Origin of the sequence: Kineosporia sp. A_224, from assembly GCF_002198655.1 — a bacterium.
Taxonomy (GTDB): domain Bacteria; phylum Actinomycetota; class Actinomycetes; order Actinomycetales; family Kineosporiaceae; genus R-H-3.
The window spans coordinates 1-25,609 of sequence record NZ_MWLN01000028.1 but is presented as its reverse complement, the minus strand read 5'-3'; the positions used below and the strand labels follow the sequence as shown (position 1 = coordinate 25,609).

Here is a 25,609-nt window from a genome sequence, read left to right as displayed (position 1 = left end):
CGTCACCCCGGCCCCCTCGTCGGCCCCGGCGCCCGCCGTGACCACGACCCCGCTGCCCTGGCGCGACGGCCAGGTCCTCGTCCCGCCCGGCGTCCCGACGACCGGCCCCGGCATCGACGCACCCGGCACCGACGTCACGGTCGCGATCGACCGCGACCTGAAGCACATCGACGTCTACGAGCGGGCCGTCTTCTCGGCGGCCCAGTCGAGCGTCTCGCTGGTGCTGCCGGACGTCGCCTCCTGGGGCACGACGCTCACCGGCTTCGAGCCCGTCGTCGAGGACCTCCAGGTCGAGCTGGACGGCCGCGCCGTCCGGCCCCAGCGGGAGGCCGCGGGCTGGTTCGCCATCCCGCCCGCCGGCCAGCAGGTCACCCGGGTGGTCCTGCGCTACCGGGTCTCCGGGACGTTCGTGAACCTCAACGGGGCCGGCTCGGTCCGCCGGACCATCGGCGTCCCGTCGTTCACGAGCCGTGGGTCGTCCGAGAGCGCCGACCCGGTGCGCATCCGGATCGACGACCCGCGCGTCCTCAACCTCAACTGCCTCAGCGCGGCGGCCGGCACGACGATCTGCGCCGACCGGGCGGGGACGACCTGGACCGCGACGCTCCCGTCGGACGCCAGCCCGGTCGCCATCGCCGTGGCGGACGTCAAGCCGCTGCGCTGATCCCGGCTCGGCCGCCGGCTCTGCCGACCTCTCCGACTTCTCAGCCGACCGGCACGCCGGTCGGCCGGGACACGGTGAGCGGCAGCAGCTGACGGCCGGTCGGGCCGACCTGGATCTCCGTGCCCATCTGCGGGCAGACCCCGCAGTCGAAGCACGGCGTCCAGCGGCAGTCCTCGACCTCGACGCCGGTGACGGCGTCCTGCCAGTCCTCCCAGAGCCAGTCCTTGTCGAGGCCCGAGTCGATGTGGTCCCACGGGAGCACCTCCGTGAACTCACGCTCGCGCGTCGTGTACCAGCCGAGGTCGACCGGCTCGTCGGCGAGCGCCTGGTCCGCGCAGCGCTCCCAGCGCTCGTAGGAGAAGTGCTCGCTCCAGCCGTCGAACCGGCCGCCGTCCTCCCACACCGCGCGGATGACCCTGCCGACGCGGCGGTCACCGCGGGACAGCAGACCCTCGATCGCCCCCGGCTTGCCGTCGTGGTACCGGAAGCCGATCGCCTTGGCGTACCGGCGGTCCGAGCGGATCGCGTCGCGCAGCTTCGCGAGCCGGGCGTCGACGACCTCGTGGTGCTCCTGGGCGGCCCACTGGAACGGCGTGTGCGGCTTGGGCACGAAGCCGCCGATGCTCACGGTGCAGCGGATGTCGCGGCTGCCGGAGACCTCCCGGCCGGTCGCGATGACCCGCTTGGCGAGCTCGGCGATCTGCAGGACGTCCTCGTCGGTCTCGGTCGGGAGGCCGCACATGAAGTAGAGCTTCACCTGGCGCCAGCCGTTGCCGTAGGCCGCCGAGACGGTCCGGACGAGATCGTCCTCGGTGACCATCTTGTTGATGACCTTGCGGATCCGCTCGCTGCCGCCCTCGGGGGCGAACGTGAGGCCGGAGCGGCGCCCGTTGCGGGACAGCTCGTTCGCGAGGTCGATGTTGAACGCGTCGACCCGGGTGCTCGGCAGCGAGAGGCCGGTGTTCGTGCCCTCGTAGCGGTCGGCGAGCTGCTTGGCGAGGTCGCCGATCTCGGAGTGGTCGGCGCTCGACAGGCTGAGCAGCCCCACCTCCTCGAAACCCGTTGCGGCCAGGCCCTTCTCGACCATCTGCCCGATCCCCTGAAGCGACCGCTCGCGGACCGGCCGGGTGATCATCCCGGCCTGGCAGAACCGGCAGCCGCGGGTGCAGCCACGGAAGATCTCGACGCTCATCCGCTCGTGGACGCTCTCGGCGAGCGGCACGAGCGGCTGCTTCGGGTACGGCCACTCGTCGAGGTCCATGACGGTGTGCTTGTGCACCCGGTAGGGCACGCCCGGCCGGTTCGGCGCGACCCGCTGGATCCGGCCGTCGGGCAGGTAGTCGACGTCGTAGAACCGCGGCACGTAGATGCCGCCGGTGTTCGCCAGCCGCAGGAGCAGCTCCTCGCGCCCGCCCGGACGGCCCTCGCTCTTCCAGGCGGTGATGACGTCGGTCATCGTGAGCACGGCCTGCTCACCGTCCCCGACGACCGCCGCGTCGAGGAAGTCGGCGATCGGCTCGGGGTTGAACGCCGCGTGCCCGCCGGCCAGAACGATCGGGTGCGACTCGTCGCGGTCCTTCGCGAGCAGCGGGATGCCGGCGAGGTCGAGCGCCGTGAGCATGTTCGTGTAGCCGAGCTCGGTGGAGAACGACATCCCGAGGACGTCGAACGCGCCGACCGGCCGGTGCCCGTCGACCGTGAACTGCGGGACGGCGTTCTCCCGCATGAGCTTCTCCATGTCCGGCCACACCGCGTAGGTGCGCTCGGCGAGGGCGTCGGGCCGCTCGTTGAGGACCTCGTACAGGATCATGACGCCCTGGTTGGGCAGCCCGACCTCGTAGGCGTCGGGGTACATGAGCGCCCAGCGGACGGTCGCGTCACCGGCGACGTCCCAGTCCTTCACCTGGCTGTTCAGCTCACCGCCGACGTACTGGATCGGCTTGCTCACGAGCGGCAGGAGCAGCTCGAGCCGGTCGAAGACGGACTCGACGGGCATGGTCGTGACGACCCTTCCGGTGGACGGCGATCGGTTCTTGCACGTGCGTTCGGCCGCCCGCGGCGGCGCTCACCCGCGGACGCCGGAACTGCCGTTCCAGGGTAACCGCCGCGCCCGCGCGGGGCGCACCGGCGCCCGATCCCGGGCCCCCGGGCAGGAAGTGCCGTTCAGGACGCTTTGCTCTGCCATCACCAGCGAGCCGGGCCCGCACCGGACGCGTCGTCGGCTCAGCGTGTTCGCGAGCGCGGGGCCGAGCGTGCGGTCTGATGGTCGTCCCGGCGACCGCGAGGCATCACGCTCGCGTCCACGCTGCGTGGCTCGCTGGTGATGGCAGAGCAAAGCACAACGCCGACGATGTGCCGCCACCGGGCGGTCGTCGTCCTTCAGGTGCCGGCGAGGCCGGCCCAGGCGAAGCAGACGAGGGCTCCGGCCGCGGTGAGGGTCCGGACGACGTTCCAGGTCACCCAGCGGCTCTCGAACGCGGCCCGGACGGCGGCCGGGTCGGCGAGCGCGGCCGGCTCCCCCGCCGCGGCGAGCGCGTCGTTGAGGGGCACGTTGACCAGGCCGGTGACGGCGAGGGTCGCGACGTAGAGGGCGAGCCCGGCGGCGGCCCAGGGCAGGGCGGGCCGGGCTCGCCCTCTACGNGCCCCTCAACGACGCGCTCGCCGCGGCGGGCAGGTGGAGGGCGACGGCAGCGAGGCCGCCGACGAGCGCACCGACGAAGGGCACGAGGAACCAGCCGTTGAGGATCGCGACGTTGACGCGCTGCATCACCTCGACGAACGACCGGTCGTCGACCCGGGCGAGCGCCGGCATGACCGAGACGGCGTAGGCGAACAGCAGGCCGGCGACGAGGCCGGAGGTGGCGGCGGAGAAGAGCAGCACGAGCCTTCGCAGGAGGTCCATGGCCCTAGTCTGGGCGGCCCGGGCGAGACGATCCATGATGCTCCGTCGCATCCGTATACGCATTCGTCTCACAATGCCTTCCCCAGGGCGCCGTCCGGCCGTAGCGTGGACCGCATGGACGCTCTCGAGGCACTGCTCGACGGCCCGCGGGCCCGTCGGGCGGCCGTGCTGCGCGCGCACGTCGACCCGCCGTTCGGGATCCGGGTCGCCGACGGCGCCGCGCTGTGCGTCGTCGCACTGCTGCGCGGCACCGCGTGGGCCCGGGACGACGACGGCCTGAGCCTGCGCGTGGACCCGGGCGGGCTCGTGCTGGCCCGCGGCCCGCAGCCGTGGACGCTCGCCGACACCCCGGACCGGCGGCCGACGACCGTGATCGGGCCGGGCAACGTGAGCACCGACCTGGACGGCGACCCGCTGTGCCACGACCTCGACCTCGGCGTTCGGGCCTGGGGCACCCGGCTCGACGCCGGCGTCGCGATGGTCGTCGGCACGTACGAGGCGGCGGGCGACGTCGGAGCAGCGGCGCTCGACGTCCTCCCCCATCTCGCGGTGCTGCCGCGCGAGGACTGGGACACCGGTGCCCTGGACCTGCTCGCCGCCGAGACCGCGCGGGACGCACCGGGCCAGGACGCCGTCGTCGACCGACTGCTCGACGTCGTCCTCGTCGCCGGCCTGCGGGCCTGGCTGACCCGGCCGGAGTGCGCGGCCCCCGGCTGGTACCGGGGCCGGACGGACCCGGTGGCGGCCCACGCGCTGCGGCTGCTCCACGACGACCCGGCCGCGCCGTGGACGTTGGAGTCGCTCGCCCGGGCCACGGCGGTGTCGCGGGCGACGCTGGCACGCCGGTTCACGACCCTCGTCGGCCGCCCGCCGATGGCCTACCTCACCGACTGGCGGCTCGCGCTCGGCGCCGACCTGCTCGCCGAGCCCGGCGCCACGGTCGCCGCCGTGTCGCGCCGGGTCGGCTACGCGACGCCGTTCGCCTTCAGTGCCGCGTTCAAGCGCGAGCGCGGCGTCAGCCCTACCTCTTCTCGCGCCAGGCCCGCTCGAACGGCAGCCGCCACGCGTGCGGCGCGATGAGCTGGTGGATGGCGTTCGGGCCCCACGTGCCGGGCGCGTAGGGCTTGACCGGCGGCGGGTCGGTGATGAGCGCCGTCGAGCGGTCCCAGAGGCTCTCGATGCCGTCGGCCGTCGTGAAGAGCGTGTGGTCGCCGCGCATCGCGTCGAGGATGAGCCGCTCGTACGCCTCCATGACGTCGCCGGCCCGGTCGGTCTCCTGGGTCGAGAACTGCATCGAGAGCTTCTCGAGCTTCATCCCCGGCCCGGGCCGCTTGCCGTAGAACGACAGCGACACCTTGGACGCGTCGGCGAGGTCGAACGTCAGGTGGTCCGGCCCGGCCTGCCCGACACCGGAGTTCGCCGGGAACATCGAGCGCGGCGCCTCCCGGAAGGCGATGGAGATGATCCGCATCCCCTCGGCCATCTTCTTGCCGGTCCGCAGGTAGAACGGGACGCCGGCCCAGCGCCAGTTGTCGAGGGCGACCTTGAGCGCGATGAAGGTCTCGGTGTCGGAGTCCGGTGAGACCCCCTCCTCGGCGCGGTACCCGGTGTACTGGCCGCGGACGACGTCCCGGGTGTCGATCGGCATCATCGAGCGGAAGACCTTGTTCTTCTCCTCGCTGATGGCCCGCGGCTCGAGCGCCGTCGGCGGCTCCATCGCGACGAAGGCGAGCACCTGGAGCAGGTGCGTGACGACCATGTCCTTGTAGGCACCGGTCGCCTCGTAGAACCCGGCCCGGCGGTCGAGCCCGAGGGTCTCGGGGATGTCGATCTGCACGTGGTCGATGAAGTTGCGGTTCCAGATCGGCTCGAACAGCCCGTTCGCGAAGCGGAACGCGAGGATGTTCTGCGCCGCCTCCTTGCCGAGGAAGTGGTCGATCCGGAAGATCTGGCTCTCGTCGAACGTCTCGTGCAGGTGCGCGTTCAGGGCGACAGCGCTCGGCAGGTCGGTGCCGAACGGCTTCTCCAGGACGACGCGGGAGCGGTCGACGAGCCCGGCGTCGCGGAGCATCGCGATGACGGCGAGGGCCGCGCGCGGCGGCACGCTGAGGTAGTGCAGCCGCAGCGCGGACTCGCCGAGCTCGGCCTCGGCCTCGGTGACCGCGGCCCGCAGCGCCTCGGGGCCGGCGCCCTGCGGCACGTACGTCAGCCGGGAGGCGAAGTCCTCCCAGGCCCCGGCGTCGAGGCGGCCGCCGCCGAACTCCTCGACGGCCTGCTTGGCGAAGACCCGGAAGCCCTCGACGTCGTAGTCCTCCAGGGAGGTGGCCACGACGCGGACGTCGGGTGCGAGGGCCGACGTCGCGAGCCGGGCGAGCCCGGGCAGCAGCTTGCGGCGGGCGAGGTCGCCGGTCGCTCCGAAGAGGACGACGACGTGCGGGTCCACGTGCTCGCCGTTGGAGTGGTACGGCACGGACCCGGGCGCGGGGTACGAGATCGTCTGGGGACGGTGTTCGGTGGACACCGGATGATCGTGACAGCCATCTGTTACATCTGCTGCCTCGAACGGGTAGGACACCCAGGGAGGGTCCTCCTCCCACGACCCGGCGCTCATACGCCTGCGACGTCCCCGAACCAGATCTTGATCTCGCGCTCGGCCGCCTCGGGGCAGTCGCTGCGGTGGACGACGTTCTCCGTCCTGCCGTGGCCGTGGTCGTGCCCGAGGTCGCCGCGGATCGTGCCGGGCGGTGCGACGGTGGGGTCGGTCGGCCCGCAGAGCGTCATGAGGCCCTCGACGACCCGGACCCCCTCGACGACGGCGGCGACGACCGGCCCGGACGTCATGAACGCCTCGAGGTCGGGGTAGAACGGCTTGTCGACGTGGTCGGCGTAGTGCTCGGCGAGGATCCCCCGGTCCACGACCCGCAGGTCGAGGGCGACGATCCGGTAGCCCTTCGCCTCGACCCGGCGCAGGACCTCGCCGACGTGGCCGCGGGCCACGCCGTCGGGCTTGACGACGAGCAGGGTCCGTTCGAGCGTCGCTGCGCCGTCCATGATCTCCCTCGCACGAGTGCCGGCGGTGGCCGCGACGGGTCCACGCGGGGTGGACGCCGGCGACCACCGCCAGGCTAGGCGCGGGCCGCTACGGTGCCGGTGCGACCAAGGTCCGGTCGTCCTCCGGCTCCCCGCCGGCGTCGCCGTCCGGAGCGCCGCGACCGGAGGCGACCCGGGCGGGCCACCAGAACCGCTCCCCGAGGACGAACGCGAGGGCCGGCACGAGCACGGTGCGCACGAGCAGCGTGTCGAGGAGCACGCCGATGCCGACGATGATGCCGATCTGGGTCAGCGTGATGAGGGGCAGGACGCCGAGGACGGCGAAGACCGCGGCGAGCAGGATGCCCGCGCTCGTGATGACGCCGCCGGTCACCTTGAGCGCCGAGAGCATGCCGTCCCGCGTCCCCATCGTGCGGGCGTCCTCCCGGGCCCTCGTCACGAGGAAGATGTTGTAGTCGACCCCGAGCGCGACGAGGAACACGAACGCGAGGAGCACGACGCCGCTGTCGAGCGCCGGGAAGCCCAGCACATGGTCGAAGAGCAGCCAGGCGGCGCCGAGGCTCGCGAAGAACGACGCGACGACCGTGAGCATGAGGAGCACCGGGGCGACGAGCCCGCGCAGCAGGAGCACGAGCACGCCCAGGACGAGCAGCAGGATCACCGGGAGGATGAGCCGGCGGTCGTCCGAGTTCGCCGCGTCGAGGTCGACCGTCGCCGCGACGCTGCCGCCGACGACGGCCCCGGCCGGTGCCGGTCCGCCGGGCACTGCGGGGGGCGCGGAGCCGGGGACGTCGGCGAGCGCTGCCCGCAGCGCCTCGACGGCGTCGCGCGCGGCCTCGCTGCCGGGCTCGGCGTCGAGGACGACGTCGACCTGGGCGACGCTCTCCGCGGCCGTTCCGGGGGCCGCCGAGGCGACCCCGGGGACCTGCGCCGCCGCGTCGGCGACCTGCTGGGCCGCGGCCGGGCTGGTGAGGACGGCGAGCGGCTGCGTCGTGCCCGCCGGGAAGGCCTTCGCGAGGGTGTCCGCGGCGGCGATCGCCTCGGGCCGCTCCCGGAACAGCTCGCTCTGCGACAGCCCGCTGCGGATCCCGAGCCCGCCGAGCGCGAGCCCCGCGAGCAGCAGCGTCGCCAGCGCCGCGACCGGGACCGGCCGGCGCAGCACGGCGGCACCGAGCCGGCCCCACACCCGGCCCTCGCGGGCCGGGCTGCCGACGCGCGGCACGAACGGCCAGAACAGGAAGCGGCCGAAGAGCACGAGCGCCGCGGGCAGCACGAGCAGTGCGGACGCCATCGCGAGGAGCACGCCGATCGCGCAGGCGACCGCGAGCGCCCGGTTCGTCTCCTGCTCGGACAGGAGCAGCGTCAGGACGCCGAGCACGACCGTCGACCCGCTCGCGAGGATCGGCTCCGCGGTGCGGCGGACGGCGGTGCGCATGGCGACGAAGCGGTCCTCCTCGCGGCGCAGCTCCTCCCGGTAGCGGGCGATGAGCAGCAGGGCGTAGTCGGTCGCGGCACCGAAGACGAGGACGCTCGCGATGCCGGTGACGGCGCCCTCGACGAGGTTGATGCCGAGCGCCGGGACGACGACGCCCACCGCCTTGAGGGTGATCTGTTCGGTCGCCGCGACGACGACGAGCGGCACGAACCAGAGGAACGGGCTGCGGTAGGTCACGAGGAGCAGCAGCGCGACGACGCCCGCGGTGACGGCGAGCAGGGTCACGTCGGCGCCGTCGAACACCGCCGAGAGGTCGGCGTTGATCGCCGGGGCCCCGGTGACCTCGGCGACGAGGCCGGCCGGCAGGACGTCCAGCGCCGTCCGCAGGTCGGTGACGTTCTTCGCGGTGGTCACGTCGTCCGCCGTGCCGGACATCGGGACGGCGACGAGGGCGACGGTGCCGTCCGGCGAGACCTGCGCGGGCGCGACCTGCCCGCCGACGGCGAACCGGCCCAGGTCGGGGGCGACACCGGCGAGGGCGGACCGGTCCGCCTCGGTGAGCGCGGCGCCGTCCGCGCGGCTCACGACGACGACCGCAGGCTCCACCCCGGTGGACGGCAGCTGCTCCTGGAGCTTCTCGACCTGGGTGGACTGCCACTGGGCGGACAGCCCCGTCGACGAGACGGGTGCGGGGTTGTCCGGGGCGGGGAGCCCGAAGACGGCCGCGCCGACGACGACGGCGGCGGCTACGGTGAGCCAGGCGGCGAGCCGGCCCCTGGTGACGGCGGGTGCAGCGGACATGGGATGCCCTCGAGGTGTCTCGGCGGTAAACTATCTCGACAGTCGAGAGTTTCGATGAGTGGAGCGATCTCCGCAACTCGAACCACCAGGAGGCGAGGGACGGCGTGGGCGAGCCCGGGCACGGCCCGCGCGGCACCGAGCGCGAACGCCTCGTCGAGGAGGTCGAGGCGCTGCTGCGCCGCGTCACGGTCGAGTCGCAGCGGCTCGGTCACGAGTTCGCGTCGCGGCACGGCCTGCACCCGACGGACTTCGAGGCGCTCGTGCACGTCATGGACGCCGAGGGCGCGGGGGCGCCGCTCACGCCCGGCGAGCTCGCCGCCAAGCTCCGGCTCTCGTCGGGTGCGACGACCGCCGTCGTCGACCGGCTCGAGAAGCAGGGCCACATCCGGCGCGACCGCGACGACGTCGACCGCCGCAAGCTCCACCTGCGCTGGGCCGAGCACGGGATGGCCGTCGCCATGGACTTCTTCGGCCGCCTCGCGCCGCTGCAGGAGCAGGTCATGGGCCCGATGTCCGACGCCGACCTGGCCGTCGTCCGGCGGTTCCTCACGGGCATGGCGGACGGCCTCGCCGACCACCGCCGGGCGCTGGACGACGAACCGGCCCCCTGACCAGCCGCGTCAGGACGGACGGGCGGGGCCAGGGGCGGGGCTCAGAGCCCCGGGAACCAGATCCCGATCTCGCGCGCCGCGGACTCGACCGAGTCGGAGCCGTGGACGAGGTTCTGCTGCACGGACGTGCCCCAGTCCCGGCCGAGGTCGCCGCGGATCGTGCCGGGCGGGGCGAGCGTCGGCTCGGTCGAGCCGGCGAGCGACCGGAAGCCCTCGATGACGCGCTGGCCCTCGACGACGGCCGCGACGACGGGGCCGCTGCTCATGAACTCGACGAGCGGCTCGTAGAACGGCTTGCCGATGTGCTCGGCGTAGTGCTGCTCGAGCAGGTCCCGGGTCGCGACGCGCAGCTCCAGCGCGACGACGGCGTAGCCCTTGGTCTCGATGCGCCGCAGGACCTCGCCGGTGAGGCCGCGGCGCACGCCGTCCGGCTTGACGAGGACGAGCGTCCGCTCGGTGCTGGCCACGGGATCCTCCTGTGCTGCTCGACCGGCGCGGCAGGTGCTGCTCGCGCGGCGTGACGGCACACCCTGCGCCGGCAGCACGAAGCCTAGCCAGGTGGTGACGCTCCGCACGCACTGGGCCTGCCGGGTGACGGCGGTCGGGTGAACCTGCGTCCCGACCGGTCCGCGGCGGGCCGCGGCCCTCAAGCCGGTGGCGTCCGCGACGACTGTCTCAGGGTGACCGACCCGCACCGAGCACCCGGAGGGACCGCCATGACGCCGCCGCGCGACCTGCCGCTCACCCTCGTCCTCACGAGCGTCCTGTCCGCCGCCCTCGACACCTCCGGCGACCGGCACGGCCTGCTCGTCGCCGCAGGGCGCGGGCTGGCCCCCGTCGTCCCGCTCCGGCCGCGCGCCGGCACCCCGGGCCCGGACCGCCCGCAGGCCGCCTGACGCAGCAACCGGTCCGCACCACGCACGGATCCACGCACGGATCGGAGGCGCAGTGAGCCGCAGGGCAGCGCAGCGGACCCCCGCTGTCGACCCCTCGTCGGGCGCCTACGCGCGCGCGACGGGCCGGCTCGTGCCGCTCGCGCCCGCTGTGCTCGGCGCGCTCCTCGCCTCGATGTCGCTGGCGCACCTCGCGTCCGTGCAGGACGTCGTCGGCAGCTTCCTCGCGCTCGCCTCCGGCACGCTCGGGGTCACCGTCTGCGTCGCCGCGTTCGTGCTGCGCCGGCGCCGGCCCACCGGGCACCGGGCGCACGCCGTCCTCGCGCTCTGCCTCGTCCTCGCGGCGCTCGACGCGCTCGTCGCGCAGCGCGCGACCGGCGGCCTGGAGCGCTCGGCGGACCTCGTGCTCGTCGTCGCCGGCGGGTGCGCCGTCCTGCTCGACCGGCGCTGGCTCGTCGGTACGCTCGCGCTCCTGCTCGGGATCTGGGGCGCGGCGGCGCTCACCGGCCCGCTCACGACGCTCCCCTACGCCGTCTTCACCATGCTCGTCGCCGGTGCGGGCGGGCTGTCGATGCGCCGGGTCCGGCTCACCGCGCTCGCCGAGGTGGAGGCCCTCGAGACTGAGGTCGAGACCCTCGAGGGCGAGCTCGAGACGCTCGGCGGCCGGGTCGCGGCCCTGGAGACCCGGGCGAACCTCGCCGTCCTCGACCCGCTCACCGGGCTGCCCGACCGCCGCGGCCTGCAGCTCGTCGGCCAGCACCTCGTCGCGATCGCCCGCCGCGAGGGCGGCGCCGTCGGCTGCACCTTCGTCGGCGTCGACGGGATGGCCGCCGTCCACGCCTGGGGCGGTGCGGAGGGCGTCGACACGCTCGTGCGGCACGTCTGCGGGATCACCCGGTCCGTCGTCCGCGCCACCGACGTCGTCGGGCGCTGGCGCGAGGGGATGCTCGTCGTCGTCACCCACGGCCAGGGTGCCCCGATGGACGTCCTCGAGCAGCGCATCGCCGCCAAGCTCGCGCAGGACTGCCCCATCCCGCCGGAGGTCTGGCCGCGCCGGCTCGTCCTCGGCCGAGCGGTCATGCACCCCTGGGACGACGGCGGGCTCGTCACCCTGCTCACCGCGGCCGAGCGGGACATCCACGCGAACCTGGGCACCCCCGCCCCCGCACCGACCGCCGAGGCCCGCGCCGAGGCAGCCGCCGCGCTCGGCCGGCAGGCCGAGGCGGTCGTCGGCGAGGGCGTGAACCAGGTCGTCGCACAGGCCTGGCGGACGGTCTCGGCGCAGGCGACGGCGTCCGCATCCTGATCCCGTCCTCTGGCGGGACATGCACCCCAAAATCGAGCTTTGGGGTGCTCAGCCCGCCAGAGGACGGCTACGGGGCGGGGTGGGTCGCTGCGTACTCCGCGCGTTCGCGCTCGATCCGCGCCCCCGTGCGCAGGGCCACGACCCACAGGGCCGCGAACACCGCGCCGAGGAAGAACATCGCCGGCACCCAGAACCCGGTCGCGAGGACGGCGACCTGGAGCACGCTGCCGAGCACGTAGCCCCACGGCCGGCGGAGCAGCCCCGCGCCGAGCAGGCAGGCGAGGGCGAGGACGGCGCACACGACGAGGGCGCGGGTGTCGCCGCCGGTCGCCCCCGCACCGTCCGACCGGCGGGCGAGGCCGAACGCGACGAGGCCGGCGAAGAGGACGACGAACGACTCCAGACCGAGGACGCTCGCCGCGAGGGCCCGCTTGGGTGCACGCACCGGACCTGCCTACCGCACCTTGAACAGGGTGCGCACGTCGGCGGCCATCGTCACCGAGCCGGTCGCGAGCACTCCCCCGCCGACGGCGCCGCCGGCCTCGACGATGCCGATCGCCTCGTCGAGCGCGTCGTCGAGCCGCGGCCGCACCAGCACGCGCTCCTCGCCGAAGATCTCCTCGGCGAGCTCGCCGAGCTCCTCGGCGGGGATCGCCCGCGGCGAGGACGACTGGGTGACGACGATCTCGTCGAGGATCGGCTCGAGCGCACCGAGGATGCCGTCGGCGTCCTTCTCCTGGAGCACGCCGACGACGCCGACGAGCTTGGTGAAGGTGAACGCCTCCCGCATGGCGTCGACGAGGACGGCGGCCCCGGCCGGGTTGTGCGCGGCGTCGACGAGCACCGTCGGGCCGCGCCGGACGACCTCGAGCCGGCCCGGCGAGTCCACCCCGGCGAACCCGGCCCGGACGACGTCGCGGTCGAGCCCGTCCGGCGCCTGCTCCGACCCCGCGCCGAGGAACGCCTCGACGGCGGCGAGCGCGCAGGCCGCGTTGTGCGCCTGGTGCTCGCCGTGGAGCGGGAGGTAGACGTCCTCGTAGGTGCCGGCGAGACCGGAGAGCGTGACGAGCTGGCCGCCGACGGCGACGTCACGGTGGACGACACCGAACTCCAGGCCCTCGCGGGCGACCCGGGCGCCGACCTCGCCGGCCCGGCGCAGGAGCACCTCGGCGGCCTCGACCGGCTGCTGGGCGAGGACGGCGGTCGCGCCCTTCTTGATGATCCCGGCCTTCTCGCCGGCGATCGTCGCGACGTCGTGGCCGAGGAAGCGCTCGTGGTCGACGGCGATCGGCATGACGACCGACACCTCGCCGTCCGCGACGTTCGTCGCATCCCACGCGCCGCCCATCCCGACCTCGACGACGGCGACGTCGACGGGGGCGTCCGCGAAGGCCGCGTACGCCATCGCGACGAGCACCTCGAAGAACGTCATCCGCGGCTCACCGGCGGTCGCCGACCGGGCGTCGACGACCTCGACGTACGGCAGGACCTCCTCGTAGACCTCGACGAACCGCTCCGGGGAGAGCGGCTCGCCGTCGAGGGCGATCCGCTCCCGGACGTCCGTGAGGTGCGGGCTGACGAACCGCCCCGTCCGCAGGCCGTGCTCGCGGAGCAGCCGCTCGACCATCCGCGTCGTCGACGTCTTGCCGTTCGTCCCCGTGAGGTGGACGACCCGGAACGACCGCTGCGGGTCGCCGAGCAGCTCGCAGACGGCGGCGATCCGGTCCAGGCTCGGCACGAGGTCGTGCTCGGGCGCCCGCCCGAGGATCTCGGCGTAGGTCTCCTGCGCGGTGCGCGTCACGCGAGCCGCTCCACGGCGACGACGAGGGTCTCGCCGGACGCCGTGAGCTCGACCTCGCGGGCCAGCGTCTCGCCCGTGACGAGGTCGAGGTGCCGCGCGGCCCACTCCTGCCGGTCGGCCGGGACCGTCAGGCGCAGCAGGATCGCGTCCGAGACGTGCAGCCCGGCCGCCTTGCGGGCGTCCTGCACCTCGCGGACGACGTCCCGCGCCCAGCCCTCGGCCGCGAGCTCGTCGTCGACCTCGGTGTCGAGGACGACGAACCCGCCGCCGGGCAGGACGGCGACCGCACGGTGCGCGGAGCCGTCGTCGTCGGCGACGACCGTCTCGAGGGTGTACTCCCCCTCGACGAGCGGCACGCCGCCGCAGACGACCGAGCCCGCGTCGTCCGCCGTCCAGTCGCCGGTCTTGCTCGCCCGGATGACGTCCTGCACGCCCTTGCCGAGGCGCGGGCCGGCGGCCCGGGCGTTGACGGTGAGCCGCTGCGAGACGCCGACCTGCGCCGCCTCCGGGGCGTCGAGCGCGAGCAGGCGGACCTCCTTGACGTTCACCTCGTCCGCAACGACGGCCGAGAACGACTGCAGCGCAGCGGGTTCGGCGGTGACGACGGTCAGCGAGCGCAGCGGCTGGCGGACCCGCAGCGACTGCGCCTTGCGCAGGCCGAGGGTCGTCGAGGCGACCTCCCGGGCGCGGTCCATCGCCGCGACGAGCGCGTCGTCCGCGGGCAGCGCCGCGGCGGCCGGCCAGTCGGTGAGGTGCACCGATCGCTCCCCCGTGAGCCCGCGCCAGACGTCCTCGGTGACCAGCGGCAGCAGCGGCGCGGCGACCCGGCACGTCGTCTCGAGCACCGTGAACAGGGTGTCGAACGCGTCGGTGTCCTCGCGCCAGAACCGCTCCCGCGAGCGCCGGACGTACCAGTTCGTCAGGACGTCGACGAACTCGCGGACGCTCTGGCACGCGCCGGCGATGTCGTAGTCGTCCATCTGCGCCGTCACGGTGCCGACGAGGTCGTGCGTCTTCGCCAGGACGTACCGGTCGAGCACGTCGGTCGAGTCGGTGCGCCACGTCGCGTCGTAGCCCGCCCCGCCGTTCGCCGAGTTGGCGTAGAGCGCGTAGAAGGACCACACGTTCCACAGCGGGATCATCACCTGCCGGACGCCGTCCCGGATGCCCTGCTCGGTGACGATGAGGTTGCCGCCGCGCAGCACCGGGCTCGACATGAGGAACCAGCGCATGGCGTCGGAACCGTCGCGGTCGAACACGTCGCGGACGTCCGGGTAGTTCTTCAGGCTCTTGCTCATCTTGCGACCGTCGTCGCCCAGGAGGATCCCGTGGCTCACGCACGTGGCGAACGCGGGCCGGTCGAACAGCGCCGTCGCGAGCACGTGGAGCGTGTAGAACCAGCCGCGGGTCTGGCCGATGTACTCCACGATGAAGTCGCCCGGGTAGTGGTGCTCGAACCAGTCCGCGTTCTCGAACGGGTAGTGCACCTGGGCGAACGGCATCGAGCCGGACTCGAACCAGCAGTCGAGCACCTCGGGGACGCGCCGCATCGTCGAGCGGCCCGTCGGGTCGTCCGGGTTGGGCCGGGTCAGGTCGTCGACGAACGGCCGGTGCAGGTCGGTGACCTCCACGCCGAAGTCGCGCTGCAGCTCGGCGAGCGAGCCGTAGACGTCGGTGCGCGGGTAGTTCGGGTCGTCGCTGAGCCACACCGGGATCGGGCTGCCCCAGTAGCGGTTGCGGCTGATCGACCAGTCGCGCGCGTTCGCGAGCCACTTGCCGAACGAGCCGTCCTTGATGTGGTCGGGCACCCAGCGGATCTGCTGGTTGAGCTCGACCATCCGGTCGCGGAACTGCGTCACGCGGACGAACCACGACGAGACCGCCTTGTAGATCAAGGGGTTGTCGCAGCGCCAGCAGTGCGGGTACGGGTGGTCGTAGGTCTCCTGGCGCAGCAGCGAGCCCGCGGCCTTGAGGTCGGCGACGACGAGCTTGTTCGCGTCGAAGACCTGGACGCCGGCGTACGGGGGCACCTCGGCGGTGAACCGGCCCTGGCTGTCGACGGGCACGACCGGCTCGATCCCGGCGGCGTCCGTGACGACCTTGTCCTCCTCGCCGAACGCCGGCGCGATGTGCACGACGCCGGTGCCGTCGTCCGTCGTCACGTAGTCGGCGGGCAGCACCTGGTGCGCGTTCTCGCGCCCGGCGAAGAACGCGAACGGCGGGGTGTAGGTCGAGCCGACGAGCGCGGCGCCCTTGAACCGGGCCGTGACCCGGTCGGCGGCGTCGTCCCCGAGCTCCCGCGCGTAGTGGCCCAGGCGGGCCTCGGCGAGGACGTACGTGTCGGGGTCTGCCGGGCGGTCGCCGTCCGCGGGGCGGCCGGTGACGACGACGTAGTCGATGTCCGGGTGCACGGCCATCGCGAGGTTGCTCGGCAGCGTCCACGGGGTCGTCGTCCAGATGAGCGCCTTCGCGCCGGCGTACGGGCCGCTCGTCAGCGTGAGGCCGACCGTGACCGCCGGGTCCTGCCGCTGCCGGTAGACGTCGTCCATCCGGGTCTCGGTGTTGCTCAGCGGCGTCTCGCATCGCCAGCAGTACGCGAGCACCCGGAAGCCCTCGTAGACGTAGCCCTTGTCCCACAACGTCTTGAAGGCCCACATGACGGATTCCATGTAGTCCAGGTCGAGCGTCTTGTAGTCGTTCTCGAAGTCCACCCAGCGGGCCTGGCGGTGGACGTACTCCTCCCAGTCCTTGGTGTACTTGAGCACCGAGGACTCGCAGACGGAGTTGAACGCCGCGACGCCCATCGCGTCGATCTCGTTCTTGTGGGCGATCCCGAGCTGCTTCTCCGCCTCGACCTCGGCGGGCAGGCCGTGGCAGTCCCAGCCGAAACGGCGCTCGACGCGGCGGCCGCGCATCGTCTCGTAGCGCGGGACGACGTCCTTGACGTAGCCGGTGAGCAGGTGGCCGTAGTGCGGCAGGCCGTTGGCGAAGGGCGGGCCGTCGTAGAAGACGAACTCGTTGGCGCCGTCCGTGCCCGCCTCGCGTGCCTCGACGCTCGCGACGAACGTGTCGTCGGCGTCCCAGTACGCGCGGACCGACTCCTCGACGCGCGGGAAGCTCGGGCTCGTGGGGACCGCGCCGGGCTGCTCGCCCGCGGCGTGGGTGGCCTTGGGGTACGTCATCGTCGTGCCTTCCGCGTCGCGCTCGTCCGCACCGTCACCGGTGCTCCGTGCGAGGACGACGCGCCCGGACCGGCCGGACGGCACCGCGGTACCACCTCGCTTGCCGCCGTCCGGGTCTCACGACCCGGAGCGACGACCGCTCGTTCGCCGGCTGACGGGCCGGTTCCGTCCGGTTCTACTGAGGACGCCTGCCGACCCGCGGGCGGGAGGCGGACGTCCCGTTCTTCCGGAGGCTCGCCGGTGATGGCCGGGTCGACGCCTGTGCGGTCCATCGTAGACGCCGACCCCCCGTGCTCCGAACCGAGAATCGCCGGGCCGCGCCCCGGTCCCGGAGCCGGGCCGCCCTGCGACCCGCCGGTGACCGCCCGGTGACCGGCGCCGCCTAGCGTTCGCGCGACGTACGGAAGGAGCACCATGGACGTGACGACGCTGCCGGAGTGGGCGGCCCTGGAGAGCTGCCTGGTCGCCGCGCTCGACGAGGGCGACCTCGCCACGGACGCGGCGGACTGGTCGGTCCCGGCCGTCCTCATGGACGGGGACCGGGTGTCGATGTCCACCGGCCTCTCCTTCGAGGCCGGCTCCCCCGACGAGTTCGACCCCGACCGGCACCTGCTGCTGCACCAGGCACTGCACCGACTGTCCCCGCCGGGCGGTGAGGTGCGCGCACGCGGCCAGGCGCTGATCGGCGCGACGGTCGCGGCGGGGGTCCCGGTGTACTGCCTGCGGGTCTGCCTGCGCCGCGACGGCGGCAGCTGGCACGTCGTCCGGCGCTACGTCCAGACGCAGGCGGAACGAGTGGCGTTCGTCGCCTCGCGCGCCGCCGCGGTCGACGAGCTGGTCCGTGCACTGACGACCGTCCCCGGCGGCCCGTGGACGAAGGTCTACGCCCGGTGGGAGTCCCATGCTGCGCCGGGCGCCGGGTTCGCCGGGTACTGGAGCGACGACACCCAGGAGGTCGCCGGCCGGGTCCCCGAGCCGGGCCCGGCGCTCGCCCGGGCGTACGCCGCGCTGGAGCAGGAGTACGCAGCCCTCGGCGTCCTGCTGGGCGCGCTGCGGGTGAGTGTGACCGACGGTCCCGACGGCCGGGTGGTGAACGTCAGGGACGTCTACTGAGGACACCACCGGGAGCGGACCGGAGGGCGCTGCCTACCCTGGAGCGGTGACGGACACCGCCGAGCAGCGCCCCGGCGCCGCGGGCGGGTCCGGTCCGGCCCCGCCGCGGATGTGGGCGTTCTACATCGGCGGCTTCCTCGGCCCGTTCGGCGGGGCGATGGTCACCCCGATGCTCCCCGAGCTCGCCACCGGGCTCGACACCTCGCTCGGCACCGCCGCGTGGGCGCTCACCGCCTACCTCATCCCGTTCGCCGCGATCATGCTCGTCTCCGGCACGCTCGCCGAGTCGTGGGGCCGCTCGCGGACCGTCCGGGGCGCGTACGTCGTCTACGCCGTCGCCTCGCTCGCGTGCGCGCTCGCCCCGACCGCCGGGCTCTTCCTCGGCGGCCGGGCGCTGCAGGGGGCGGCGAACGCGTTCACCTCCCCGCTGCTCGTAGCGGCGATCTCGGACGCCGTCCCGCGCGAGCGCCTGAGCCGCTCGCTCGGGTGGTACGCGAGCATGCAGGCCGCGGGCCAGGCGTTCGCCCCGCTCGTCGGCGGCGGCGCCGCGGCCTTCGACTACCGCTGGGCGTTCGTCGCGAGCGCGCTGGCCGCCGCCGCGCTGGCGTTCGTCCCGCCGTCGGACGCGGCGCCCGCCGACCCCCGCGCGGCCGGGGCGCTCACCGCGTGGGGGCGGTACAAGACGCTCGCCAACCCGCGGCTGGCCCTCGCCTGCGGCGTCGCGTTCGGGCTCTACCTGTCGACGACCGGCCTGCTCGTGCTCGTCGCGCTGCTCGGCGGCGACCGGTTCGGCCTCGGGCCGGACGCCCGCGGCCTCGTCGTCGCCGCGTTCGGCGTCGCCGGGCTGGCCACCGGTCGGGTGCTCGGCCGCCTCGCCGACCGGTTCGGCCTGCGCCGCACCGGCGTCGGCGCACTGCTCGTCTTCGCCGCGGTGACGGCCGCGGCGGGCGTCGTCCCGGCGGTGTGGATGCTCGTCGCCGCCGTCGCCGTCGCGGGCGCGGCCTCGACGGCCGCCCGGGTCGTCGTCAACACCCTCGCGGTGACCAGCACGCCGGAGAACCGGGGCGGGGCGACGTCCATGACGCTGTCCTGGCAGTTCGTCGGCTCGGCGATCGCCCCGCTGGTGCTGCTGCCGGTCTACCACCGCGCCATGTCGCCGTCGCTGGCCGCCGCGGCGGTCGGCGCCGTCGCCGCGGCCGCGCTGATCGCCGTGGTGTCGCTGCGGGCCAGAGCGTCGGCCGGACCGTCGGCCGGACCACCTACCCTGACCCCGTGACCCCCACGCCGCCCGTACGCCACCTCGTGCGGGCGCGCGACCTCGCGGACGCCCGGTACACCGAGCCGCTCACCGTCGACGACCTCGCCGCCGCCGCGCACCTGTCCCGGGCGCACTTCAGCCGGGCCTTCAAGCGGGCCTTCGGGGAGTCGCCGCACGCCTACCTGCTGACCCGCCGGCTCGAGCGGGCGGCGACGCTGCTGCGCAGCACGGACTGGTCGGTGGCCGACATCTGCGTCGCGGTCGGGCTGACGAGCGTCGGGTCGTTCACGACGAGCTTCACCGCCGCCTACGGCCGGACGCCGACCGCCTACCGGGACTTCTTCCCGCCCGCTGCGGCGCTCGTGCCGATCCCGGGCTGCGTGCTGCGGGCCTACGGACGACCGGTCCGCGACCGGTCGGACGACGCCCCCGAGGAGCCCGCCGGCCGCTCCGGCGAGTGAGCACGAACGGAGAAGACCCGGGACGCCGGCCGCGCCTACGGTCGTCACACACCGAAAGACGACCGATGGAGGACCACCACCATGCTCACGCTCTCGACCACGCAGCTCTGGGTGCACGACCAGGACGAGTCGCTCGCCTTCTGGACCGAGAAGGTCGGCTTCGAGGTCAAGGAGGACGTCACCGTGCCCGAGATGGGCAACTTCCGGTGGCTGACGGTGGGGCCGAAGGGTTCGGACGGCTGCAGCGTCGTCCTCATGGCCATCCCCGGAGCGCCGGTCATGGACGACGTGACGCGCGCCCAGGTGACCGAGCTCATGGGCAAGGGGTTCGCGGGCGCCGTGTTCTTCACGACCGAGGACGCCTACGCGACCTACGACGCCCTCGCCGCGAAGGGCGTCGAGTTCACCGACAAGCCGACCGAGCAGCCCTACGGCATCGACTTCGGCTTCCGCGACCCGTCCGGCAACACGGTCCGGGTGTCGCAGCGGACGCCGATGGGCTGACGCCCACCCGTACGACAGCACACGACGGCGTCGCCGACCGGTCAGCCGGACGGCGATGCCGTCGTCGTCGTCGGCGGCGGCGGGACCCGGACGGTGATCCCCCGGGTCACCGGTCCGACCGGCTCGCAGGCCGTCACGGTGACGATGACGTCAGCCGTCGTCCCGGGGAAGTCCCCGCTGTAGAGCAGCGTCACGAACTCGTCCGAGGTGACGTCGACCAGGGGTGCGCCGGGCGCGCAGCGCGGCGCCTCGCCACTGCCCTGGAAGCCCAGACCCGGCTGCTCGACCCGGATGCCGAACGCCGCCGGGTCCTGCGAGGAGCCGGCCCCCTCGGCCGCGCCCGCGGGAGCGGTGCTCGGCACCGCCCCGTCGACCCGGATCTCGAGGACGACGACCCGGGTGCCGGTGCCCGCGTAGGGCGCGGCCGCCGCACCGACGACGGCCTGGTCGGTGACCTGGACGACGTCGAACAGCCCGTTCGGTGCCTCGGTGGGCGTGACCGCGGGTCCGCTCCCCCGGTCGCTGCCCGCGGTGCCGTTGACGAGGGCACCGCCCCCGGCGACGGCGAGCGCGACCGCCGCCGCGAGGGCCGCCGTCCGCTGCCGTGCCCGGAGCCGGGCCCGGCGGTGGACGGCGGGCAGCCGGTCGGCCGGCGCGTGCCGGTCGGCCCGGCGCGCGAGCAGGTCCAGCGCCCGTCCGAGGTCGTCCGGGGCATCGTGGGTCAGGTCGTCGGTACTCATCGGGCCGCCTCCTCGCTCGTCGACGTCGGATCGGTGCGCAGCACGGCGCGCAGCGCCGCGAGCCCCTTGCTCGTCGTGCTCTTCACGCCGCCGACGGAGATGCCCATGACCGCGGCCGTCTCCGCCTCGGACAGGTCGCAGTAGTGCCGCAGGACGACGGCCACCTGCTGCCGCCGGGGCAGCCGGCGCAGCGCAGCGAGTACCTCGTCGAGCACGGCCTCGTCGTCCGCGACGTCGCCGCGGGCGGCGGCGTCCGGCACCTGTGCCCAGGACGACTCGCGGCCGCGGTGCCGGCGCCACCACGACGTCCGGGTGTTCACCATGACCCGCCGCAGGTACGCGTCGGGGTCCTCGTACGTGCTCACCTGCCGCCAGCGCGGCAGCACCTTGGCGTACGCGGTCTGGAGCAGGTCCTCCGCGGTGTCGTGGTCGCCGGTCAGCAGGAACGCCAGCCGCGCCAGCCGGGGGCCGCTCGCCCGCACGTAGGCGTCGAAGTCCTCGCCCGCCCCGCTCATGACGTCCCCTGCCCCGGCTCCGCCCGTCGGCGCCGTCTCACCCCACCACACGCGACAGGGCCCGCGGAGGTTTCCCCGCGGACCTCGTCGTTCGCAGCCCCGAGTTACTAGCGCGTATGACCCATTTATCGGGTCATACGCGCTAGTAACTGCGGGGTCGGAGTCAGGCGACCGGGAGGGCTGCGAGCTGGGCGTCGAGGCGCTCGACGTCGGCGCGGGCGGCGGCGAGGCGGCCCTCGATCTTCGCGACGACGTCCGCCGGGGCCTTCGCGAGGAACTGCTCGTTGCCGAGCTTGGCCTGCGCGGCGTCGGCCTCCTTGCGGGCGGTCGCGAGGTCCTTCTCGAGCCGCTTGCGCTCGGCGGCGACGTCGATCGCGCCGATGAGGTCGAGCTCGACCGTCACCGCACCGGCGGCGAGCTTGGCGGACGGCGTGAAGCTCGCGTCCGCCGGGTCGAGCGTCGACAGCGCCCGGATCTCGCCCTCGTGCGCGGCGAGACCGGTCGCCTCGAGGCCGCTGAGCCGGCCCGGGACCCGCTTGCCGGGCCGCAGCCCCTGCTCGGCGCGGAACCGGCGGACCTCGGTGACGAGGCGCTGGAGGTCGGCGACCTCGGCCTCGGCGGCCGGGTCGAGCGGGGCCGTCGCGCGGGCCGGGTCGACCTGCGGCCACGCCGCGACGACGAGCGACTCGCCGCCGGTGAGCTCGGTCCACAGCGCCTCGGTGACGAACGGCGTCACGGGGTGCAGCAGGCGCAGGACGACGTCGAACACCTCACCGAGGACGCGCCGGGTCACCTGCGCGGCCGGGCCCTCCTCGGCGAGCGGGAGCTTGGCGAGCTCGAGGTACCAGTCGCAGACCTCGTCCCAGACGAAGTGGTAGAGCGCCTCGGTGGTCTTGGCGAACTGGAAGTCCTCGTACCCGGCGTCGACCTGGGCGGTGACGGTCGCGAGCCGGGAGAGGATCCAGCGGTCGACGACGGACTGCTCGGCCGCGGGGGGCAGGTCGCCCTCGACGGTCGCGCCGTTGAGCAGCGCGAACCGGGTGGCGTTCCACAGCTTCGTGCAGAAGTTGCGGCTGCCCGCGGCCCAGTCCTCGCTGATCGCCTGGTCCGAGCCGGGGTTCGCTCCCCGGGCGAGGGTGAAGCGCAGCGCGTCGGCGCCGTACTTGTCCATCCACTCGATCGGGTCGACGACGTTGCCGCGCGACTTCGACATCTTCTTGCCGAACTGGTCGCGGACGAGGCCGTGCAGGGCGACGACGTCGAACGGCTGCCGGCCGTCCATCGCGTAGAGGCCGAACATCATCATCCGGGCGACCCAGAAGAAGAGGATGTCGTAGCCCGTCACGAGGACGCTCGTCGGGTAGTACCGCTCGAGGTCGGCGGTGTCGTCCGGCCAGCCGAGGGTCGAGAACGGCCACAGCGCGCTGGAGAACCACGTGTCGAGGACGTCGGGGTCCTGGGTCCAGCCCTCGCCGGTGGGCGCCTCGTCGTCCGGGCCGACGCAGCGGACCTCGCCGTCCGGGCCGTACCAGACCGGGATCCGGTGCCCCCACCAGAGCTGCCGGGAGATGCACCAGTCGTGCATGTTGTCGACCCAGCCGAACCAGCGCGGCTCGAGCTCCTTGGGGTGGATCTTCACGCGGCCGTCGCGCACGGCGTCCCCGGAGGCCTTCGCCAGCGGGGCCACGTTCACGAACCACTGCTTGCTGAGCCGCGGCTCGACGACCGTGTCGCAGCGCGAGCAGTGCCCGACCGCGTGCAGGTACGGACGCTTCTCGGCGCCGACCCGGCCGAGCTCGGCGAGGGCCTCCCGGACGGCGACCCGGGCGGCGAAACGGTCGAGCCCGTCGAAGCGCGTCCCCGTGTTCGCGATGACGGCCTCGTTGGTCATGATGTCGAGCATCGGCAGGTCGTGCCGCTGGCCGATCTCGAAGTCGTTCGGGTCGTGCGCGGGGGTGACCTTGACCGCGCCGGTGCCGAACTCCGGGTCGACGTGGTCGTCGGCGACGACGGGGATCCGGCGGCCGGTGAGCGGCAGCTCGACGTCGCGGCCGACGAGGTGGCCGTACCGCTCGTCGCCGGGGCTCACGGCGATCGCGGTGTCGCCGAGCATCGTCTCGACCCGGGTCGTCGCGACGACGATGCGGTCGTCGCCGGTCGGGTCGCCGTAGACGAGCTCGACGAGCTCGCCCTCGTCCTCGTGGTGCTCGACCTCGATGTCCGACAGCGCGGTGTGGCAGCGCGGGCACCAGTTGATGATCCGCTCGGCGCGGTAGATGAGCTCGTCGTCGTAGAGCCGCTTGAAGATGGTCTGGACGGCGCGCGAGAGCACCGGGTCCATGGTGAAGCGCTCGCGGCTCCAGTCGACGGAGTCGCCGAGGCGCCTCATCTGGCCGAGGATCGTGCCGCCCGACTCCTCCTTCCACTCCCAGACCTTCGCGACGAAGTCCTCGCGGCCGAGGTCGTGCCGGGTCTTCCCCTCGGCGCGCAGGCCGCGCTCGACGACGTTCTGGGTCGCGATGCCGGCGTGGTCCATGCCTGGCAGCCACAGGGCGTCGAACCCCTGCATCCGGCGGCGACGGATCACCGAGTCCTGGATCGTGTGGTCGAGGGCATGCCCGATGTGCAGGCTGCCGGTGACGTTCGGCGGCGGGATGACGATGCAGAACGGCGGCTTGCCGGAGGCCGGGTCGGCGGTGAAGTAGCCCTTCGATACCCAGCCCGAGTACAGCGGCCCCTCTACCTCGGCCGGGACGAACTTCGGCGGGAGGCTGGTGGTCGGGCGCGTCGTCGCGTCGGGGCTGGTCGAAGGCATGCCCGAAATCCTACGGAGGTTCAGGGTGTGCTCCGAACCGGGCTCAAGGTCGGGGCGCGTCGTGCCGAGGAGAGCGGGGAGGATCGTCGAGGGCGGGGAGGTGCACGCGGGTGGCACGCACGGAGCCCGGGTACGACTACTTCCCCCAGGGACGCCCCGGCCAGGCCGCGGACTCCCCCGTCGCCGGCCGGCTCCCCTCGCAGCGGACCCGGCCCCTGCAGAGCCTGGCCCCCGAGGACTACGGCCCCGACGCGCCCTTCGTGCCCGCCGGCCGACTGTCCGCACCGCCGCCCAACCTGCCGCCGGTGTTCGAGCGGCCGGTCCAGCCGCGCGGCGACCAGCGGCCGTGGGGCTCCGCGGGTCAGGGCCGGGCCGCCGCTCCCCCGGTCTCCGTGCCGCCGCCGTCCGTCTCCCCGGCGCTCGTGCCCGGCCGTCCTGTGCCCGCGTTCACCGCGCACGCCGTGGCGCCGTCGTCCGGCCACCCGGCGCCGACCACCGCGCAGGGCGCGACGTGGCGGGCGCCGTCCCCGCGACCGCTCCCGGCAGCGCAGCAGGACGTGGCGCTCGGCCGCCGGGCCCGCCGCCGTCCGGGCCGCGTCGCCGTCGCGTCGGTGCTCGCCGCGCTGCTCGCCGGGGCCGTCGGCTACGGGGCGGTCGTCGGCGTGCCCCGCTACCTCGAGCACGAGGACCGGGTCGTCTGGGAGCGCACGAGCGTGCACGTCCCGCGGACGGTCGCCGGCATGACCCGGATCACGACCGCGAGCGCGACGGCCCAGGCCAAGGCGGCCCAGACCGGCCTGCTCGGCTCCGGTGCCGGGCAGATGATCACCGACCTCGCCGTCTACGGCGGAAGGGCCGGGACCCGGGTGGTCGTCGTCGTCGGCCGCCCGCAGCACCCGCTCGAGGCGGACGAGCGCGAGCTCGTGCTGGCCGGCTTCGCCCGCGCGGTCGGCGCGTCGGGAGTGGTCCTCACCGAACGCGACCCCGGCGAGCTCGGCGGCTGGTTCGGCTGCGGCGTCCACAACGGCCGCACGACGATGTGCCTCGCCGTCGACGCGGGCGCTGTCGTGAGCGTCACGGTGACCGCGACGGGCGGCTCTGCGCTGACGCTCGCCCGGGAGGCGCGGGCCGCGGTGGAGCGTCGGGCGACGGAGTAGCCGGGTCGGGGTCGGGGTCGTCGTCTCGCCGGCCCGTCGTCGCCCGTCGTTCGGGGGCCTCGGCGTCCTCTGGCGGGACACGCACCTCACCTGGACGGGGTGCCGTCCTCTGGCGGGATACGCACGCCACCTGACCGAGGCGTCGTCGTCCTCTGGCGGCTCGTGCACGTCAACCGCGAGGGTCAGCGTTCTCTGGTGTGGGAAGCACCCTAAATCTGCGTTTTAGAGTGTTTTAGACACCAGAGGTTGGCGTGAGGTGCATGAGACACCAGAGGACGACGAGCGTCGAGGGAATGACCCGCCAGAGGATGCCGACGTCACGTGCAGCAGGCGCCAGAGGACGCCGCCCGTACCGTGCACAACCCGCCAGAGGACGCCGCCCCTCCCCAGCGCACGCGCC

21 protein-coding genes and 2 pseudogenes are annotated in these 25,609 nt (G+C 74.0%); 10 read left to right on the top strand and 13 right to left on the bottom strand.

Annotated features, from left to right (window positions below; translation table 11 throughout):
* Positions 1-664 (top strand): annotated as a pseudogene (locus EDJALFJO_RS00935) (hypothetical protein); the annotation flags it as partial.
* 40 nt (positions 665-704) lie between these two features.
* On the opposite strand, the gene EDJALFJO_RS00930 reads toward EDJALFJO_RS00935, so the two are convergent.
* From EDJALFJO_RS00930 to EDJALFJO_RS34760, 3 genes and pseudogenes are all read right to left on the bottom strand, one after another.
* Positions 705-2,660 (bottom strand): TIGR03960 family B12-binding radical SAM protein, encoded by a 1,956-nt coding sequence (locus EDJALFJO_RS00930; RefSeq protein WP_088281287.1) that lies wholly within the window; start codon positions 2,658-2,660, stop codon positions 705-707.
* A 383-nt stretch (positions 2,661-3,043) separates the two neighbouring features.
* Positions 3,044-3,280, bottom strand: coding sequence for an anthrone oxygenase family protein (locus EDJALFJO_RS36210; RefSeq protein WP_198949886.1), 237 nt, complete (start codon positions 3,278-3,280; stop codon positions 3,044-3,046).
* Between the two features lie 25 nt (positions 3,281-3,305).
* A pseudogene (locus EDJALFJO_RS34760) lies at positions 3,306-3,566 on the bottom strand (DUF1772 domain-containing protein); the annotation flags it as partial.
* Between the two features lie 114 nt (positions 3,567-3,680).
* Here EDJALFJO_RS34760 and EDJALFJO_RS00920 point away from each other — a divergent pair.
* Positions 3,681-4,646 carry an AraC family transcriptional regulator gene (locus tag EDJALFJO_RS00920; RefSeq protein ID WP_088281285.1) on the top strand — a complete coding sequence of 322 codons (966 nt, stop codon included), beginning with the start codon at positions 3,681-3,683 and terminating at the stop codon, positions 4,644-4,646.
* Here the strand turns inward: EDJALFJO_RS00920 and zwf are convergent.
* The 3 genes from zwf to EDJALFJO_RS00905 form a co-directional block, all read right to left on the bottom strand.
* Positions 4,588-6,087: a glucose-6-phosphate dehydrogenase gene (zwf, locus tag EDJALFJO_RS00915; protein ID WP_198949884.1), complete on the bottom strand. Its 1,500-nt coding sequence runs from the start codon at positions 6,085-6,087 to the stop codon at positions 4,588-4,590. The two genes, EDJALFJO_RS00920 and zwf, sit on opposite strands and share 59 nt — an antisense overlap.
* 86 nt (positions 6,088-6,173) lie before the next feature.
* Positions 6,174-6,617 (bottom strand): nucleoside-diphosphate kinase, encoded by a 444-nt coding sequence (ndk, locus tag EDJALFJO_RS00910; RefSeq protein WP_088281279.1) that lies wholly within the window; start codon positions 6,615-6,617, stop codon positions 6,174-6,176.
* Positions 6,618-6,705: 88 nt separating this feature from the next.
* Positions 6,706-8,853 carry an MMPL family transporter gene (locus tag EDJALFJO_RS00905; RefSeq protein ID WP_088281276.1) on the bottom strand — a complete coding sequence of 716 codons (2,148 nt, stop codon included), beginning with the start codon at positions 8,851-8,853 and terminating at the stop codon, positions 6,706-6,708.
* A 104-nt stretch (positions 8,854-8,957) separates the two neighbouring features.
* Here EDJALFJO_RS00905 and EDJALFJO_RS00900 point away from each other — a divergent pair, with 104 nt between their 5' ends.
* A complete protein-coding gene (locus tag EDJALFJO_RS00900) occupies positions 8,958-9,464 on the top strand; it encodes a MarR family winged helix-turn-helix transcriptional regulator (protein WP_088281274.1) in 507 nt (168 codons plus the stop codon).
* 41 nt (positions 9,465-9,505) lie between these two features.
* Here the strand turns inward: EDJALFJO_RS00900 and ndk (EDJALFJO_RS00895) are convergent, their stop codons facing one another.
* Positions 9,506-9,931, bottom strand: a complete 426-nt coding sequence (gene ndk / locus EDJALFJO_RS00895; RefSeq protein WP_088281272.1) for a nucleoside-diphosphate kinase — start codon at positions 9,929-9,931, stop codon at positions 9,506-9,508.
* A 249-nt stretch (positions 9,932-10,180) separates the two neighbouring features.
* Between ndk (EDJALFJO_RS00895) and EDJALFJO_RS00890 the strand changes: the two genes are divergently transcribed.
* Positions 10,181-10,360 carry a hypothetical protein gene (locus EDJALFJO_RS00890; protein WP_088281270.1) on the top strand — a complete coding sequence of 60 codons (180 nt, stop codon included), beginning with the start codon at positions 10,181-10,183 and terminating at the stop codon, positions 10,358-10,360.
* A gap of 52 nt (positions 10,361-10,412) precedes the next feature.
* The gene (locus tag EDJALFJO_RS33155) at positions 10,413-11,663 is read left to right on the top strand and encodes a GGDEF domain-containing protein (RefSeq protein WP_143448213.1); all 1,251 of its coding nucleotides are present in this window, start codon (positions 10,413-10,415) and stop codon (positions 11,661-11,663) included.
* Positions 11,664-11,730: 67 nt separating this feature from the next.
* On the opposite strand, the gene EDJALFJO_RS00880 is transcribed toward EDJALFJO_RS33155, so the two are convergent.
* The 3 genes from EDJALFJO_RS00880 to ileS are packed head-to-tail and all read right to left on the bottom strand — an operon-like array spanning position 11,731 to position 16,646.
* Entirely contained in the window at positions 11,731-12,108 is a 378-nt protein-coding gene (locus tag EDJALFJO_RS00880; RefSeq protein ID WP_088281268.1) for a DUF4233 domain-containing protein, read from the bottom strand.
* 9 nt (positions 12,109-12,117) lie between these two features.
* Positions 12,118-13,464, bottom strand: a complete 1,347-nt coding sequence (locus tag EDJALFJO_RS00875) for a folylpolyglutamate synthase/dihydrofolate synthase family protein (RefSeq protein ID WP_198949883.1) — start codon at positions 13,462-13,464, stop codon at positions 12,118-12,120.
* Positions 13,461-16,646, bottom strand: a complete 3,186-nt coding sequence (gene ileS / locus EDJALFJO_RS00870) for an isoleucine--tRNA ligase (protein WP_088281292.1) — start codon at positions 16,644-16,646, stop codon at positions 13,461-13,463. Before ileS ends, EDJALFJO_RS00875 begins: the two co-directional genes overlap by 4 nt.
* Before the next feature lie 414 nt (positions 16,647-17,060).
* On the opposite strand from ileS, the gene EDJALFJO_RS00865 reads away from it, so the two are divergent.
* The 4 genes from EDJALFJO_RS00865 to EDJALFJO_RS00850 all read left to right on the top strand — a co-directional run bounded on the left by EDJALFJO_RS00865 (position 17,061) and on the right by EDJALFJO_RS00850 (position 19,982).
* On the top strand, positions 17,061-17,759 hold the full coding sequence (locus tag EDJALFJO_RS00865; protein WP_088281263.1) for a hypothetical protein: 699 nt from the start codon (positions 17,061-17,063) through the stop codon (positions 17,757-17,759).
* Positions 17,760-17,805: 46 nt separating this feature from the next.
* Entirely contained in the window at positions 17,806-19,035 is a 1,230-nt protein-coding gene (locus EDJALFJO_RS00860) for an MFS transporter (RefSeq protein WP_088281261.1), read from the top strand.
* A complete protein-coding gene (locus EDJALFJO_RS00855) occupies positions 19,032-19,478 on the top strand; it encodes an AraC family transcriptional regulator (protein WP_088281258.1) in 447 nt (148 codons plus the stop codon). Before EDJALFJO_RS00860 ends, EDJALFJO_RS00855 begins: the two co-directional genes overlap by 4 nt.
* A gap of 81 nt (positions 19,479-19,559) precedes the next feature.
* Positions 19,560-19,982, top strand: a complete 423-nt coding sequence (locus EDJALFJO_RS00850; RefSeq protein WP_088281256.1) for a VOC family protein — start codon at positions 19,560-19,562, stop codon at positions 19,980-19,982.
* A gap of 41 nt (positions 19,983-20,023) precedes the next feature.
* On the opposite strand, the gene EDJALFJO_RS00845 is transcribed toward EDJALFJO_RS00850, so the two are convergent.
* From EDJALFJO_RS00845 to EDJALFJO_RS00835, 3 genes are all read right to left on the bottom strand, one after another.
* On the bottom strand, positions 20,024-20,722 hold the full coding sequence (locus EDJALFJO_RS00845) for a hypothetical protein (RefSeq protein ID WP_088281254.1): 699 nt from the start codon (positions 20,720-20,722) through the stop codon (positions 20,024-20,026).
* Positions 20,719-21,237 carry a SigE family RNA polymerase sigma factor gene (locus tag EDJALFJO_RS00840; protein ID WP_088281251.1) on the bottom strand — a complete coding sequence of 173 codons (519 nt, stop codon included), beginning with the start codon at positions 21,235-21,237 and terminating at the stop codon, positions 20,719-20,721. The genes EDJALFJO_RS00845 and EDJALFJO_RS00840 overlap by 4 nt, the downstream gene beginning before the upstream one ends.
* 163 nt (positions 21,238-21,400) lie before the next feature.
* Positions 21,401-24,052, bottom strand: coding sequence for a valine--tRNA ligase (locus EDJALFJO_RS00835; protein ID WP_088281247.1), 2,652 nt, complete (start codon positions 24,050-24,052; stop codon positions 21,401-21,403).
* Between the two features lie 110 nt (positions 24,053-24,162).
* Here EDJALFJO_RS00835 and EDJALFJO_RS00830 point away from each other — a divergent pair, with 110 nt between their 5' ends.
* Positions 24,163-25,209 (top strand): hypothetical protein, encoded by a 1,047-nt coding sequence (locus EDJALFJO_RS00830; RefSeq protein ID WP_088281245.1) that lies wholly within the window; start codon positions 24,163-24,165, stop codon positions 25,207-25,209.
* The last annotated feature ends 400 nt before the right edge of the window (positions 25,210-25,609 follow it).